The sequence below is a fragment of the Ruegeria sp. AN11 genome (genome assembly GCF_056536005.1).
On the sequence record NZ_JBQFJD010000001.1, the window covers coordinates 1,724,334 to 1,738,401 of the forward strand.

At 59.6% G+C, this 14,068-nt stretch carries 12 protein-coding genes; 4 read left to right on the top strand and 8 right to left on the bottom strand.

What is annotated here, in order from left to right; translation table 11 throughout:
• Window position 1: 1 nt before the first annotated feature.
• The 7 genes from upp to ACR3EQ_RS08610 form a co-directional block, all read right to left on the bottom strand.
• Window positions 2-634, bottom strand: coding sequence for a uracil phosphoribosyltransferase (gene upp / locus ACR3EQ_RS08580; protein WP_170609538.1), 633 nt, complete (start codon window positions 632-634; stop codon window positions 2-4).
• Window positions 631-1,617: an adenosine deaminase gene (locus tag ACR3EQ_RS08585; RefSeq protein ID WP_170609536.1), complete on the bottom strand. Its 987-nt coding sequence runs from the start codon at window positions 1,615-1,617 to the stop codon at window positions 631-633. The genes upp and ACR3EQ_RS08585 overlap by 4 nt, the downstream gene beginning before the upstream one ends.
• Window positions 1,614-2,825: a phosphopentomutase gene (locus ACR3EQ_RS08590; protein ID WP_480490353.1), complete on the bottom strand. Its 1,212-nt coding sequence runs from the start codon at window positions 2,823-2,825 to the stop codon at window positions 1,614-1,616. Before ACR3EQ_RS08590 ends, ACR3EQ_RS08585 begins: the two co-directional genes overlap by 4 nt.
• Window positions 2,822-4,129: a thymidine phosphorylase gene (locus ACR3EQ_RS08595; protein ID WP_480490354.1), complete on the bottom strand. Its 1,308-nt coding sequence runs from the start codon at window positions 4,127-4,129 to the stop codon at window positions 2,822-2,824. The genes ACR3EQ_RS08590 and ACR3EQ_RS08595 overlap by 4 nt, the downstream gene beginning before the upstream one ends.
• Window positions 4,130-4,133: 4 nt before the next feature.
• Window positions 4,134-4,526: a cytidine deaminase gene (locus tag ACR3EQ_RS08600; protein WP_480490356.1), complete on the bottom strand. Its 393-nt coding sequence runs from the start codon at window positions 4,524-4,526 to the stop codon at window positions 4,134-4,136.
• A 103-nt stretch (window positions 4,527-4,629) separates the two neighbouring features.
• A complete protein-coding gene (locus ACR3EQ_RS08605; RefSeq protein WP_480490358.1) occupies window positions 4,630-5,727 on the bottom strand; it encodes a cupin domain-containing protein in 1,098 nt (365 codons plus the stop codon).
• On the bottom strand, window positions 5,696-6,394 hold the full coding sequence (locus tag ACR3EQ_RS08610) for a hypothetical protein (protein WP_170609526.1): 699 nt from the start codon (window positions 6,392-6,394) through the stop codon (window positions 5,696-5,698). The genes ACR3EQ_RS08605 and ACR3EQ_RS08610 overlap by 32 nt, the downstream gene beginning before the upstream one ends.
• Before the next feature lie 173 nt (window positions 6,395-6,567).
• Between ACR3EQ_RS08610 and ACR3EQ_RS08615 the strand changes: the two genes are divergently transcribed.
• The 4 genes from ACR3EQ_RS08615 (at window position 6,568) to ACR3EQ_RS08630 (ending at window position 12,933) form a co-directional block, all read left to right on the top strand.
• Complete coding sequence (locus tag ACR3EQ_RS08615) at window positions 6,568-8,841, top strand: NADP-dependent malic enzyme (RefSeq protein WP_170609524.1); 2,274 nt, start codon at window positions 6,568-6,570, stop codon at window positions 8,839-8,841.
• Between the two features lie 44 nt (window positions 8,842-8,885).
• Complete coding sequence (locus tag ACR3EQ_RS08620) at window positions 8,886-9,275, top strand: GFA family protein (protein WP_480490360.1); 390 nt, start codon at window positions 8,886-8,888, stop codon at window positions 9,273-9,275.
• A 231-nt stretch (window positions 9,276-9,506) separates the two neighbouring features.
• Window positions 9,507-11,396: a propionate-CoA ligase PrpE gene (gene prpE, locus ACR3EQ_RS08625; protein ID WP_480491750.1), complete on the top strand. Its 1,890-nt coding sequence runs from the start codon at window positions 9,507-9,509 to the stop codon at window positions 11,394-11,396.
• Between the two features lie 94 nt (window positions 11,397-11,490).
• Entirely contained in the window at window positions 11,491-12,933 is a 1,443-nt protein-coding gene (locus ACR3EQ_RS08630) for an amidase family protein (protein WP_170609521.1), read from the top strand.
• Window positions 12,934-13,210: 277 nt separating this feature from the next.
• Here the strand turns inward: ACR3EQ_RS08630 and ACR3EQ_RS08635 are convergent, their stop codons facing one another.
• Window positions 13,211-13,972, bottom strand: coding sequence for an NAD kinase (locus ACR3EQ_RS08635; RefSeq protein ID WP_170609519.1), 762 nt, complete (start codon window positions 13,970-13,972; stop codon window positions 13,211-13,213).
• Window positions 13,973-14,068: the final 96 nt, after the last annotated feature.

Here is a 14,068-nt window from a genome sequence, read left to right on the forward strand (position 1 = left end):
CTTACTTGGTACCGAACATCCGGTCGCCGGCGTCGCCCAATCCGGGCATGATATAGCCCTTGGAATTCAGTTCGCGATCCAGCGCGGCCGTCACGATATGCACATCCGGATGGGCCTCTTTCATCCGCGCGACCCCTTCGGGCGCGGCCAGCAGACAGAGGAAACGGATATCGGTCGCGCCTGCCTCTTTCAGCAGATCAATCGCAGCGGCTGAACTGTTGCCTGTGGCCAGCATCGGATCCACAGCAATGACCAGGCGGTCTTTCAGTCCTTCGGGCGCTTTGAAGTAATACTGGACAGGTTTCAGCGTCTTTTCATCGCGATACAATCCGACAAAGCCCACCCGCGCCGACGGGATCAATTCCAGCACACCGTCCAGCATCCCGTTGCCAGCGCGCAGAATCGACACCAATGCCAGTTTCTTACCGGCCAGAATGGGGGCGTCCATCTCCTCCATCGGGGTTTCGATGTTGCGGGTCGTCAGCTTTAGTTCTCGCGTGACCTCATAGGCCAGCAACAGGGTGATTTCCCGCAGCAACTGCCGGAAAACGGCGGTCGATGTACCCTTGTCCCGCATGAGCGTCAATTTGTGCTGCACCAGCGGATGATCAACGACGGTCAGATGTTCGCTCATGTTTTCTCCAGTCTTTTTTGGACCCGCGCACGGGTGTCTTCATCACAGAAGGCCGCATTGAGGGCCGTATCATTCATTGCGCTGAAATCCTCGGCCTCCCAGCCGAAAGCTGCGTTCAGCATCTCATATTCACGTCGCATGGTGGTATGGAAAAAAGGCGGATCGTCGGTTGAGACGGTGACCTTGACGCCCGCATCGCGCAACTTTGCGATCGGATGGGCGCTGAAATCCGGATACAGGCCCAGCGCCACATTGGACCCCGGACAAACCTCAAGCGTGATGTCCCGGTCGACCAGTTCATACATCAGGTCGGGGTCTTCGATAGCGCGCACACCATGTCCGATCCTCTCGACCCCCAGGGCGCGCACCGCATCGCGCACACTGTCCGGTCCGCCAAATTCACCCGCATGGGTGGTCAGCCGCAATCCTGCCTCGCGGGCGCAATCAAACGCCCACTTGAAATCGCCCTGCGCGCCGACCCCTTCGTTGCCGCCCATGCCAAAGCCCGTGATCCAGTCGCCTGAGGTTTCGGCCGCGCAACGGGCGCTGAGTTTCGCCTTGTCCGGGCCAAAATGGCGAACACACGTGACGACGCCGCGCAGGGTGATGTCGAACTTGCGCTCAGCCTCATCCGCGGCGTCCTGAATGGCATTCAGGTAATCGCGCCAGGCGTGCACATCGCCACCGCCGCAGAAATCGGGGCTCAGGAAGGTTTCCGAATACACCACACCATTGGCAGCGCTTTCTTCCAGAATAGCCAGGGTCAGTCGGCGGAAATCCTCGGGCGATTTCAGTACTTCGCAGGCAGCCTCATAAACGCTCAGGAAATGGGCGAAATCGCGGAAGTCATAGGAGCCGTCGGGCTTGAAAATACCGCTCAGATCAATGCGTTTTTCATGCGCAAGTTGGCGAATGAAGGCGGGCGGAGCCGCGCCTTCGTGATGCAGATGCAACTCGATCTTGGGCAGGTCTGCGACAGTCATAGAAAACTCCGTCCCGGTCCATGTGCCGGAATGTTCAGGTGATGCGCGATGCTGGCGGCGACATCGGCGAAATTGACCGCACCGATCTGCCCTGCGCCCCGCCCTGCGATCAGCACCGGCACCTTTTCGCGTGTGTGGTCTGTGCCGGTCCAGCTAGGATCATTTCCATGATCGGCGGTCAGCACCATAAGGTCACCCGGGCGCAGTTTTATCAGGATCGCGCCGATTTCGCGGTCGAACCATTCCAGCGCGCGGGCATAGCCGCTGATGTCGCGGCGATGTCCATAGAGACTGTCAAACTCGACAAAATTGGCAAAGGTCAGACTGCCGTCTTCAGCTTCGTCCACCAGATCAGACAGGTGCCCCATCAGTTCGGCGTCCGAGCCCTTGCGCAAAGTATCAATCCCCTGCATCGAGAAAATGTCGCCGATCTTGCCCACAGCGTGAACGCGGCGGCCGGCATCCTGAGCCCAGTTGGTCAAAACCGGCGCGGGCGGCAGAATGGCAAAATCTTTGCGGTTGGTGGTTCGGGTGAACCCGCCCTCGGGCGAGCCGATAAACGGGCGCGCGATAACGCGGCCGATCTTCATGTCATGCAGCATCGGGGCCAGCGTCCGGCACATCTGCAGCAGACGGTCGAGGCCAAAGCTTTCCTCATGCGCGGCAATCTGGAACACGCTGTCGGCCGAGGTGTAGCAGATCGGCCAGCCCGTCCGCATGTGTTCGGCTCCTAGTTCGGCAATGATTTTCGTGCCCGAGGCGTGGCAATCGCCCAGTATCCCGTCTGTTCCGGCTGCCTCTGCCGCCGCGCGGCTCAGATCAGCGGGGAATGCGGGCGTGGTGTCCGGGAAATAGTGCCAGTCCCACGGCACCGGCAGTCCGGCCAGTTCCCAGTGGCCCGAAGGCGTGTCCTTGCCCAGCGAATTTTCGTGCGCGCAGCCCCAGAGGCCGGTTGGTTCGACCTCGAGCCCCGGTGTTTCATCGCCTGAGGCCAGACGCACAGACGCTCCCAACCCCAGCGCGTCGAGGTTGGGCAGGTGCAGCGGACCCGATCGGCCATCTTCGGCCCGCCCTTCCGCGCAGGCCTGCGCGATATGGGCCACGGTGTTGGCACCCGTATCAGGGACCTCGCCGTTAAAAAACTGATCCGCATCCGTTGCGCCGCCAATACCGACAGAGTCCATGACGACAAGGAAAGCCCGTCTCATGCGGTAATCCTTTCATGGACGAGATCGGGGATCGGTGCGGGCGTTTCGCTGATCGTGATGGCCTGCAAAATCGCCTCTGCGGCTTGCCGGGCCGCGTCTTCGCGTGCGGCGTGCACCACGGCCAGTGGCTCGCGCTGTGATACCTGCTGCCCCAATCGCACGATGTCAGAAATGCCCACTGCCGGGTCAATGACGTCGGCTTCGACCTGCCGCCCGCCACCCAGCGCGACGACAGCCAGACCCAGCGCCTCGCCGTCTATGCTTGTGATATAGCCGCTGTGTTGGGCCGCAACTTCCTGAATGACATTCGCTTCGGGCAGAAAGCGTTCCCAGTTTTCGACAAGATGGACCGGACCGCCCACCGCCGCCATCATGCGGCCAAATCGGTCCGCCGCCCGACCATCCCTGATCACATCGGCGATTTGCCTGCGCCCCTCGTCAATCGAGGCATACATTCCCGCATCTTTAAGCAACACACCACCCAATTCGGAGGAAAGCTCGGCAAGAGGCGTCGGTTGGCCGCTGGTCATCGTTTTCATCACCTCGGCTATTTCCAGCGCATTGCCCAGCGCCGAGGCCAGAGGCTGGTTCATATCGGTGATCACTGCCGAAGTGCGACAACCGGCGGCGTTTGCTGTTTCGGTCAAGGCCCGCGCCAGATTTCGAGCATCATCCAGCGTTTTCATGAACGCACCGGAACCGACCTTCACGTCCAGCACCAACGCATCCGGGCCCGCTGCCAGCTTTTTCGACAGGATCGACGCCGTGATCAGATCCAGGCTTTCAACTGTCGCCGTCACGTCGCGCACCGCGTAAAGGCGTTTGTCCGCAGGCGCAATCTGGCCGGTTGCGCCGACGATGGCCGCACCGGTTTCGCGCAATATCTGCTCCAACCGGTCCTGACTGATTTGGGTGCTGACCCCTGGAATGGCCTCAAGCTTGTCCAGTGTCCCGCCGGTATGGCCAAGGCCACGCCCCGAGATCATCGGAACATAGGCCCCGCATTCGGCCAGCGCCGGCGCCAGCACAAGGCTGACACAATCCCCGACCCCACCGGTCGAGTGCTTGTCGATCACCGGACCGTCCAGATCCCAGCTCAGCACCTCTCCACTGTCCCGCATCGCGACGGTCAGATCGGCGCGGCCCTGTGCGCCCAGACTGCCCATGCAAACTGCCATGGCAAACGCCCCGGCCTGCGCGTCACTGACGGCACCATCGGCCAAACCCTGGGCGAACCAGTTCAGCTCTGCACTGGTCGGAACGTCACCCCGGCGCAGTTTTGCGATGATCGAACGGGCGTCCATAGGTTCAGACATCCTCCATATGAGAGGCGTCGAACGCGCCGGGCAGAAGCTGTCCGATGGTTGTCTCAAGCTCAGTTCCGGTTGCTGTCGCAAGCGTCACTTTGACGTCCGGCTTGCCGAATTCCGCCAGCTTCTGACGGCATCCGCCACAAGGCGGTACCGGTTGCGGGCTTGAGGCGACAACATAAACCTCGGCCAGTTCCTGCTCACCCGCGGCCACCATCGCGGCAATCGCACCCGCTTCGGCACAGGTGCCTTCCGGGTAGGCGACATTTTCCACGTTGCAGCCGGAAAAGATCACTCCGGACTTCGACCGGATCGCCGCGCCCACTTTGAACTTCGAATACGGCGCGTAAGCGTTTTCCCGGACGGACAGGGCGGCGTCTTTCAAAGGCATGGTGATTCCCAATTTTTGATCATCTGGTCAGAATGCCATACCCTAATGGAAAGAGCCGGGGGATTTGAAGCCCCCGGCGCATGTTTCCTGATCCGATCTTGGCTTAACCCAGCGTTGTATTGAAGGTCCCGGGCAATGTGACCTCCAGCAGCTCGACATCATCGGACGGGTCCGCAAGGCGCGTGCGCATCCCCGGCGGGATCACAAAGGCGTCGCCCTGTTCCAGCCGATAGGGATCACGTCCTTCCCCTTCCAGCGTCACCTGACCGTTCATCACGAAGGTGAAATGGATATCGGTATCATGACTGGCCCAGACCGGTTCGCCCTGCCCCCGTTTTACCACCTGAACCCCGGCAACGCCCTTAGTGTTTTCCGCAATCGTGGTGTCCCGGCAGATATATCCCGGCAAGCGGAACTCCCCCCACTCGGCATCTTTGGCCTGATTGTACACAAACCGCTGCCCCTGCCATTCCCGCGTGGGCCGGAAATGAGGGGTGGGCAGATCCATGTCATGATCGATTTCCGTGACATGTTCCGCGGGTACACCGATCTCAATCACCTGCACATTGTCCGAGGCCTCGAGCACGCGGTGACGGATTTCCGGAGGCTGGATAAAGCAATCGCCCGCCGTCAGGCGCATCTTTTCGCCCTGATCCTCGTACACAACATCGACCCAGCCGTGGATACAGAAGATCAGCTGAAACCCGACCTTGTGAAAGTGCACCATGTCGGGCACCGGGCCGCCATCGGGGATACGGATGTGGCTGGCGATGATCGACCCGCCCAGCCGATCAGGCACCAGATCGCGATAGTGCATACCCGCCCGTCCAATGATCCACGGCGCCTGGTCCTTTAGCCTGCGCACGACAAAGGAATGCACCGTTTCCGGCATCACCAGCGGCGGGTTGCGGTCGTCAATTTCTATGCGAGTTCCATTGGGGGCGACCAGCACACGCTCGCCATCGGCAAACCGATCCGGATCCTCGGTCAGGATTCGCAAGGTCCCGGGCGCCTCGGGCGCGTCCTTTTCGATGCGCAATCGCAAGCCATGGCCCGAAAACACCGCAACACGGGGGTCATCGGCGGGATAGATCATATCCATCCGCATCCCCAGCGTTCTGGTATAAAACGGGATGTCGTCGCGCAGTTCGTTCGTGGGCAGACGGAATTCAGCGAGTGTCGGACTTTTGCTGCTGGTCATCAGGCTTCTCTTCAATATTCGATTTGGGCCATCCGATCAGAACAGAGGCCAAAATGCCAATCGAAAAGAACATCTCGAGCGTTTCTTCCAGCGCAAACAGACGGATCGCCATAATCGGGGACAGCGTCTCGTCAAAAAGTCCCGAGACCTCTTCCAGAAGCTGGGCCACCACAGCCGACAGCCCGGCAAGAACGAAGATCAGCAAAAACGGCGCGCGCTGTTTCAGCGCAAGCCGTGCGTTGGGCACCCCGTGCCAAATGGCACCGCCCAGTATGATGACCGCAAGCACGACCCGGATCAGCGTCATGTCCAGAATGTCATCCAGGCCGCTCAGTATCATAAACGGCACGGTTCCTTCGGAATAAATGTCTGCTTCCAGCTCTCGCTCGGCCAGAAGCAGGCAGGTCACACCGATGTACAGACGTTTCAATCCGGGAAACCGCACCAGTGCCGCCAGCCCGGCAGCAAGCAGCGCGGCGGCCGAAATCGTTTCGAACGGCCCCCCTTCCTGGTTGAGCTGCTCGGCCTGCAGGGGCCAAATCACAACGGCGCACAGGATCAGGGCCATCAGCGCGATTGCCACGCGGAATCCGGACTTTTCCATTCCAAATGAAGATTGGTTGCCTGAAACGGCCTTCTCCGGCCGCGTGTTGTCTTTTATGCTCATGCCTGATTTTGCGCTTCGCTGCAGTGAAAGTCCACTCCGTGTAAAAGAACCACGAACAATTTCAACCAGCCTGTCACTCTCGGCCAATTCCGGCCTACGCATTAGACCGCATAGCCAAGTCAGAAAATATAGTTTAACACTAAACCAAATTCCGGGAAGGAGCTTGTTCACCGATGTCCGACACACCCAGCCTGCGGCAGGCCGCGCTTGACTATCACGCCCACCCGAAGCCCGGAAAACTTGAGATAAAAGCGACCAAACCGCTGGCCAATGGCCGCGATCTGGCGCGTGCCTATTCGCCCGGTGTGGCCGAGGCCAGCCTTGAGATCAAATCGGATGCCGCCAATGCCGAGCTTTATACGTCGCGCGGGAACCTGGTGGGTGTCGTGTCAAACGGCACCGCGGTTCTGGGGCTTGGCAATATTGGCGCGCTGGCCTCGAAACCGGTGATGGAAGGCAAGGCGGTTCTGTTCAAGAAATTCGCTGGTATCGACTGTTTCGATATCGAAGTGGACCAGCCCGACCCGGAAAAGCTGGCGGATATCGTCTGCGCGCTGGAACCGACCTTCGGCGCTATCAATCTGGAGGACATTAAAGCACCGGATTGCTTTGTCGTCGAAAAACTGTGCCGCGAGCGGATGAACATCCCGGTATTTCACGATGACCAACACGGAACGGCCATTGTCGTTGGCGCCGCGGCCAAGAACGCCCTGCACGTTGCCGGCAAGAAGTTCGGAGACATCAAGGTGGTGTCAACTGGCGGCGGTGCGGCGGGCATTGCCTGTCTGATGATGCTGGTCAAACTGGGGGTCAAGCGCGAGAACATCTGGCTGTGCGATATTCACGGGCTGGTCTACGAAGGCCGGGCCGAAGATATGAACCCACACAAAGATCAGTTCGCGCAGAAATCAGACCTGCGCACACTGGATGATGTAATTGGCGATGCAGATCTGTTTCTGGGACTCAGCGGCCCGAATGTCCTGAAGCCCGAGATGGTCGGAAAGATGGCAAATCGCCCGATCATCTTTGCCCTGGCCAATCCGACCCCTGAGATACTGCCGGATGCCGCCCGAGAGGTTGCTCCGGACGCGATCATCGCAACGGGCCGCAGCGATTTTCCCAATCAGGTCAACAACGTGCTGTGCTTTCCCTTCATCTTTCGCGGTGCCCTGGATATCGGCGCGACCGAGATCAACGATGACATGCAGATTGCCTGCGTCGATGGCATCGCCGAACTGGCCCGCGCCACCACCAGCGCGGAAGCCGCTGCCGCCTATCAGGGAGAACAACTGACGTTCGGGCCGGATTATCTGATTCCGAAACCGTTCGATCCGCGTCTGGTGGGCGTTGTATCGTCATCGGTTGCCAAGGCGGCAATGGCCAGTGGCGTGGCCAAACGGCCGATCTCGGATATCGAGGCTTATAAGGAAAGCCTGAACCAGACTGTTTTCAAATCGGCCCTGCTGATGCGTCCGGTGTTCGAGGCCGCAGCCGCAGCGTCGCGCAGAATTGTCTTTGCCGAAGGCGAAGACGAACGGGTTCTGCGCGCGGCACAGGCGATCCTGGAAGAAACTACGGAAACACCGATCTTGATTGGCCGACCCGAGGTGATCGATGCACGCTGCGAAAAGCTGGGCCTGACTGTCCGGCCGGGGCAGGATTTTCAGATCGTGAACCCGGAAAACGACCCGCGTTACTACGACTACTGGAACTCTTACCATCAGGTCATGCAACGCAGGGGCGTCACACCGGATCTGGCCAAGGCGATCATGCGGACCAACACGACCGCGATTGCCGCGATCATGGTCCAGCGTGAAGAAGCCGACAGCATGATCTGTGGCACATTTGGCGAATACCGCTGGCATCTGAACTATGTCGAACAGGTTCTGGACGACGGAGATCTTCGTGCGCAGGGCGCGCTGTCCCTGATGATTCTGGAAGACGGTCCCCTTTTCATTGCCGACACACATGTCCGGCAACTGCCCACACCTGAAGAACTTGCCGAAACGACAATCGGGGCGGCCCGCCACGTGCGTCGTTTCGGACTTGAGCCCAAAATCGCATTCTGCTCGCAATCGCAATTCGGCAATCAGGCCGAAGGTTCTGGCAAACGTCTGCGCGCCGCGCTGGATATTCTGGACTCCAAACCTCGGGACTTCACCTATGAAGGTGAAATGAACCTGGATGTTGCGCTGGACCCCGAGCTTCGCTCGCGTATCTTCCCAAATTCGCGCCTTCAGGGCGCCGCCAACGTATTGATCTTTGCCCACGCGGATGCCGCCAGCGGGGTGCGAAACATTCTGAAGATGAAAGCGGACGGAATCGAGGTCGGCCCCATTCTGATGGGCATGGGCAACAAGGCGCATATCGTGACGCCCTCGATCACGGCGCGCGGCTTGTTGAACATGGCGGCCATTGCCGGAACCCCGGTCGCGCATTACGGTTAATGGGGTGGCTCTGACATAGGCCGCCGTTTTCGGGAGGGGGCACCATGAAGGGGCATTGTCACTGCAAGGCCGTTCGTTGGGAAAGTGACGGCAACATAGCGTGGAGTTGCTATTGCCACTGCACAGATTGCCGCCGCAACTGCGCCGCCCCTGTTACCGCATTTTTCGGATTGCCGCATGAATCGGTGACCTGGTCTGGCGATCCACCTGCGGTCTATCGCTCATCTCCGGATGTCGAGCGGCTGTTCTGCGCGGCCTGTGGAACTCAGATGGCGTACCGCAATGCAGGGGACACGGTGCACATCCACCTTTACATCGCGACGCTGGAAAACCCGGAAACAGTTTCGCCCCGGTTTCACGTGTTCCATACAGATCACCTGCCGTGGCTGGATATTCAGGACAGCTTGCCCCGATACGCCAAGACCGGAAACTGAACGCTCCGTGATTCCGCGGCCATTTGCAACTAATAATTTGCAGTTTTGCAAAACAAAGGCTTTGTTGCGAATTCACCTTGATCGGGAAGGCGATTTGCAAAACTTTGCAGCCCATTTTCCCGGTATCTGCAAATAATTCGCGGTAAACTGACGCGTCGTCATTTCAGCCGCTTGTCCGACAGGCGGCAGATGCCTAACACACTGGCAAGGGATTTTGAGGAGGACGATGCCGTGGCTTATCAGGACATCTATGAGAGTTGGAAATCCGATCCGGAGGCGTTCTGGATGGACGCCGCCAAGGGGATCGACTGGGTACAGCCGCCAAGCAAAGCGCTGTTTGACGACAATGCCCCGCTCTATGAATGGTTCTGTGACGCCAAGGTCAACACCTGCTGGAATGCGGTGGACCGGCATGTCGAAAACGGTCGGGGTGAGCAGACGGCCATAATCTACGACAGCCCGATCACCCATACGAAACGCGAAATCTCATATGTCGAACTGCGCAACCGCGTTGCAACGCTGGCCGGGGCGCTGCGGGCCAAGGGGATCGAGAAAGGCGACCGGGTCATCATTTACATGCCCATGATCCCCGAAGCGCTTGAGGCGATGCTGGCCTGCGCGCGGTTGGGGGCTGTTCACTCGGTCGTGTTTGGCGGTTTTGCCAGCAATGAACTGGCCGTTCGGATCGACGACGCGAAACCAAAGGCGATCATTGCGGCGTCTTGCGGGCTGGAACCCGGTCGGGTGGTGCACTACAAGCCGCTACTGGACGGCGCCATCGAGATGGCGAGTCACAAGCCCGAATTCTGCGTCATCTTCCAGCGCGAACAGGAAGTGGCACAGCTGATCGAAGGGCGCGATTTCAACTGGCATGGTTTCCAATACGGCGTTGAACCGGCGGAATGTGTGCCGGTTGATGGCAACGATCCAGCCTATATCCTTTATACGTCGGGAACGACCGGCGCGCCCAAAGGTGTTGTGCGCCCTACCGCAGGGCACCTTGTAGCGCTGAACTGGTCGATGAAGAACATCTACAACGTCGATCCGGGCGATGTGTTCTGGGCCGCCTCGGACGTGGGCTGGGTCGTCGGTCATTCTTATATCTGTTACGCGCCGCTGATCCACGGCAACACGACGATCGTGTTCGAAGGTAAACCGGTCGGCACCCCGGATGCGGGCACTTTCTGGCGGGTGATTTCTGAACACAACGTGCGCAGCTTCTTCACCGCCCCGACAGCCATCCGCGCTGTTAAGCGCGAAGACCCTTCCGGCGACACGCTTAAGAATTACGACCTGACCTGCCTGAGGGCACTGTTCCTGGCAGGTGAACGTGCAGACCCGGACACGATCACATGGGCGCAGAACGCACTGAAAGTTCCGGTGATCGACCATTGGTGGCAGACCGAAACGGGCTGGACCATTGCCGGCAACCCGCTGGGGATCGAGGAACTGCCGGTCAAGCTGGGATCACCCGCCAAGCCGATGCCAGGATATGACGTGCAGATTCTGGATGAGGCAGGCCACCCGGTTCAGGCGGGCGAGCTTGGGGCCATCGCGGTCAAACTCCCCCTGCCGCCCGGCACTCTGCCGACCCTTTGGAACGCCGAGGACCGGTTCCGCAAATCCTATTTGGATCAGTTCCCCGGTTATTACGAAACCGGTGACGCGGGGATGATCGACGAGGACGGCTATCTCTATATCATGGCGCGCACCGACGACGTGATCAACGTGGCCGGCCACCGCCTGTCCACAGGTGGGATGGAAGAGGTCCTGGCCGCCCATCCCGACGTCGCCGAATGCGCGGTCATCGGCGTCTCGGACCAGCTGAAAGGGCAGATGCCAGTTGGCTTTTTGTGCCTGAACGCCGGCTGCGATAAAGATCACGCCGAGGTCGTGCAGGATGTCGTCAAAATGGTGCGCGAAAAGATCGGGCCTGTTGCGGCGTTCAAGCTTGCTGTCGTGGTCGACCGCTTGCCCAAGACGCGGTCGGGCAAGATCCTTAGGGGTACCATGGTCTCGATTGCAGATGGCAAGGACTACAAGATGCCCGCAACCATCGACGATCCGGCCATTCTGGATGAGATCGCCGAAGCCCTGAAAACCATCGGTTACGCTCAGTAACCCAGAAACGGGCGACAAACCGTCGCCCGCTTTTCGCCTTTCGCTTGCAACCTGTTACCGGCCCCCTACTGTCACTCTGAGACAGAGAGGGCCCATGACAGATCAAGAACTCTGGCGACTAACCGCCACCGAATTGTCCAGCCAAACCCGCAGCGGCGCACTGAGCGCCGAGGCCGCTGTGCAAGGCGCGCTGGACCGGATGCACGAGATCAACCCGGACCTGAATGCGGTCGTAGACGACCTGAGTGTGCAAGCCCTTAAACGCGCACGAGAACTGGACAAGGCGCGCGCCAAAGGCGCGTCTGCAGGCCCGCTGCACGGTGTTCCCGTCACCATCAAGGTCAATGTGGACCAGAAGGACCACGCGACAACAAATGGCGTTTCTGCCCTGAAGGATGTCATCGCACCCGACGACGCCCCGGTGGTTGCCAATCTGTTGAAGGCAGGCGCGGTCGTGATCGGCCGGACGAATACACCTGAATTCTCGTTCCGCGCGGACACCGACAATCCGCTTTATGGTCGCACGCACAACCCCTGGGGCAGGCACATCTCGCCCGGCGGGTCGTCTGGCGGTGCAGGCGCTGCAGTGATGGCCGGCATCGGCGCACTGGGCCATGGCAACGACATCGGTGGCAGTCTGAGATTTCCGGCAGCTGCCAACGGCGCGGTGACGGTCAAACCCGGTCTGGGCAGGGTACCAGCCTGGAACCCCAGCCAACAGGCCGAACGCGGGTTACTGGCACAGTCCATGTCGGTGCAGGGGCTGATCGCACGTTCTGCTGCCGACCTGCACCTGTCCATGCCTTGTCTGATTACCCCTGACCCGCGGGATCCGTTCCACGTTCCCCTGCCCTGGCGGACCGAGAACCCGGATACCCCGATCAGGGTTGCATTTACGAAGAACACATACGGCTACGACCTGCACCCCGAAGTTGAAAAGGCGCTGGAAACCGCACGCGATGCGCTGACGGACGCGGGCTATCAGGTAGACGAAGTCGAAACGCCGGATGTGTTCGACTGCGGACGCAATGGGTATCGCGCACTGATGGGCGAGGTTCTGACCCTGATGAAAAGCGACATCGAAGCGGTCGGGTCGCAGACCATCCGGGATGTCTTTGAAGTGTATTTCCAGGAATTTCCGCCGATCGTGGGAACCGAGTTGATCCGCATGCTGGCGGAACGCAGCCACTATGCAAGGCAATGGTCACTGTTCATGGAGGACTACGCGCTGGTTCTGTCCCCATTTCTGCCGCAACCCTTCTTTGGACCCGATCGTGACACAGAGGGGGCCGAAGGTGTTCACGAGGTTCTCGGCTGCGCCGTCTACTCGTACGCGATGAACTTTCTGGGTCTGCCGGCCGCATGCGTTCCCGCCCGGCTTGCCAGCCTGCCTAAAGGCCCTCAGCCGATCAATGTGCAGATCGCTGCGCGGCGGTGGCGTGAAGACCTGGCGGTTGATGCCGCGGCCGCGATCGAAGCCCGCGTCGGGCAGATGTGTTTTCCGCTGTGGGACAGAATGGAATCAGGGGCACGCTGAGCCTCGGCCTAAACCCTGACAACGCAGCTGACAAAAATAGACCCCGGGTTTTTGTGCCCGGGGTCCGCATACTAAAATATGCCCGAATTTCTGATGACGAGCGTAGCACCACCCACCCTCGCCAGCGCGAAAACTGCGCAATCATTTCGAATACGCTGTTGGCGGCCACTCACTCCCGCCTTAGCGTGTTCTCCGGGCAAGTTCAGATTAACGAATGATAAAGCACTTTCCTGTGAACTGGTTCACACAAACCGAAAAAATGTTCAAACTGGACAGTTTAGGTAAACTGCTCCGAAATCAGACGCTCCTCAAGACCATGGCCGGGATCGAACAGAATTCGGTGTGTGATTGACGGCTCGGACCGGATTTCAACCCAATCTATGTCTGGGAATGAGTTCGAATCCGCATCCGCCATGACCGGGCGTTTATCCGCTTCGATCACATCAAACCTGACATGCGCGATCTTGGGCAACAGAGCGCCGCGCCAGCGGCGCGGGCGAAATGCGGCAATCGCGGTCAGCGCCAGAACATCCGACCCGATCGGCAGAATCGGGCCGTGGGCCGAGTAGTTGTAGGCAGTGGATCCGGCAGGCGTGGACAACAAAGCCCCGTCGCACATGAGTTCAGCCATGCGAACCCTGCCATCCACGCTGATTTTCAGCCGCGCGGCCTGCGGTCCAGCGCGCAGCAACGACACTTCGTTGATTGCAAGCGCTTCGTGCATCTTGCCGGACTGATCCATGGCGCGCATGGCCAGCGGGTTGATGACCTCCTCCTCGGCGGCGGCCAGCCGCTCCATCAGGTCACCTTCACTGAACTCGTTCATCAGAAAGCCGATGGTTCCGCGGTTCATGCCATAAACCGGCGTATCCAGATGTTGCATGTTGTGCAGGGTGTGCAACATGAACCCGTCGCCCCCAAGCGCGACCACAACATCTGCGTCCCGAGGCGCGGCATTGCCGTATCGGGCGACCAGCGCATCCCGCGCAATCTGGGCCACCTTGGCGTCGCTGGCAAGAAAGGCGATTCTCTGAATCATGTAAACGGGTTTCCGGTGCTGCACATTTGGTTCCGAAACAAACATACCTTTCCCCGATAGGCCAGACTTGACGCCATAACGGGCCAATTCGTCGCT

Excerpts from the sequence above, each read along its gene's own strand:
- ACR3EQ_RS08615 (WP_170609524.1), top strand. The coding sequence starts at position 6,568 with ATGTCCGACACACCCAGCCTGCGGCAGGCCGCGCTTGACTATCACGCC.
- ACR3EQ_RS08605 (WP_480490358.1), bottom strand. The coding sequence starts at position 5,727 with ATGACCAGCAGCAAAAGTCCGACACTCGCTGAATTCCGTCTGCCCACG.
- ACR3EQ_RS08590 (WP_480490353.1), bottom strand. The coding sequence starts at position 2,825 with ATGAGACGGGCTTTCCTTGTCGTCATGGACTCTGTCGGTATTGGCGGC.
- ACR3EQ_RS08595 (WP_480490354.1), bottom strand. The coding sequence starts at position 4,129 with ATGGACGCCCGTTCGATCATCGCAAAACTGCGCCGGGGTGACGTTCCG.
- ACR3EQ_RS08610 (WP_170609526.1), bottom strand. The coding sequence starts at position 6,394 with ATGAGCATAAAAGACAACACGCGGCCGGAGAAGGCCGTTTCAGGCAAC.
- upp (WP_170609538.1), bottom strand. The coding sequence starts at position 634 with ATGAGCGAACATCTGACCGTCGTTGATCATCCGCTGGTGCAGCACAAA.
- ACR3EQ_RS08600 (WP_480490356.1), bottom strand. The coding sequence starts at position 4,526 with ATGCCTTTGAAAGACGCCGCCCTGTCCGTCCGGGAAAACGCTTACGCG.
- ACR3EQ_RS08585 (WP_170609536.1), bottom strand. The coding sequence starts at position 1,617 with ATGACTGTCGCAGACCTGCCCAAGATCGAGTTGCATCTGCATCACGAA.
- ACR3EQ_RS08635 (WP_170609519.1), bottom strand. The coding sequence starts at position 13,972 with ATGATTCAGAGAATCGCCTTTCTTGCCAGCGACGCCAAGGTGGCCCAG.
- ACR3EQ_RS08620 (WP_480490360.1), top strand. The coding sequence starts at position 8,886 with ATGAAGGGGCATTGTCACTGCAAGGCCGTTCGTTGGGAAAGTGACGGC.
- ACR3EQ_RS08630 (WP_170609521.1), top strand. The coding sequence starts at position 11,491 with ATGACAGATCAAGAACTCTGGCGACTAACCGCCACCGAATTGTCCAGC.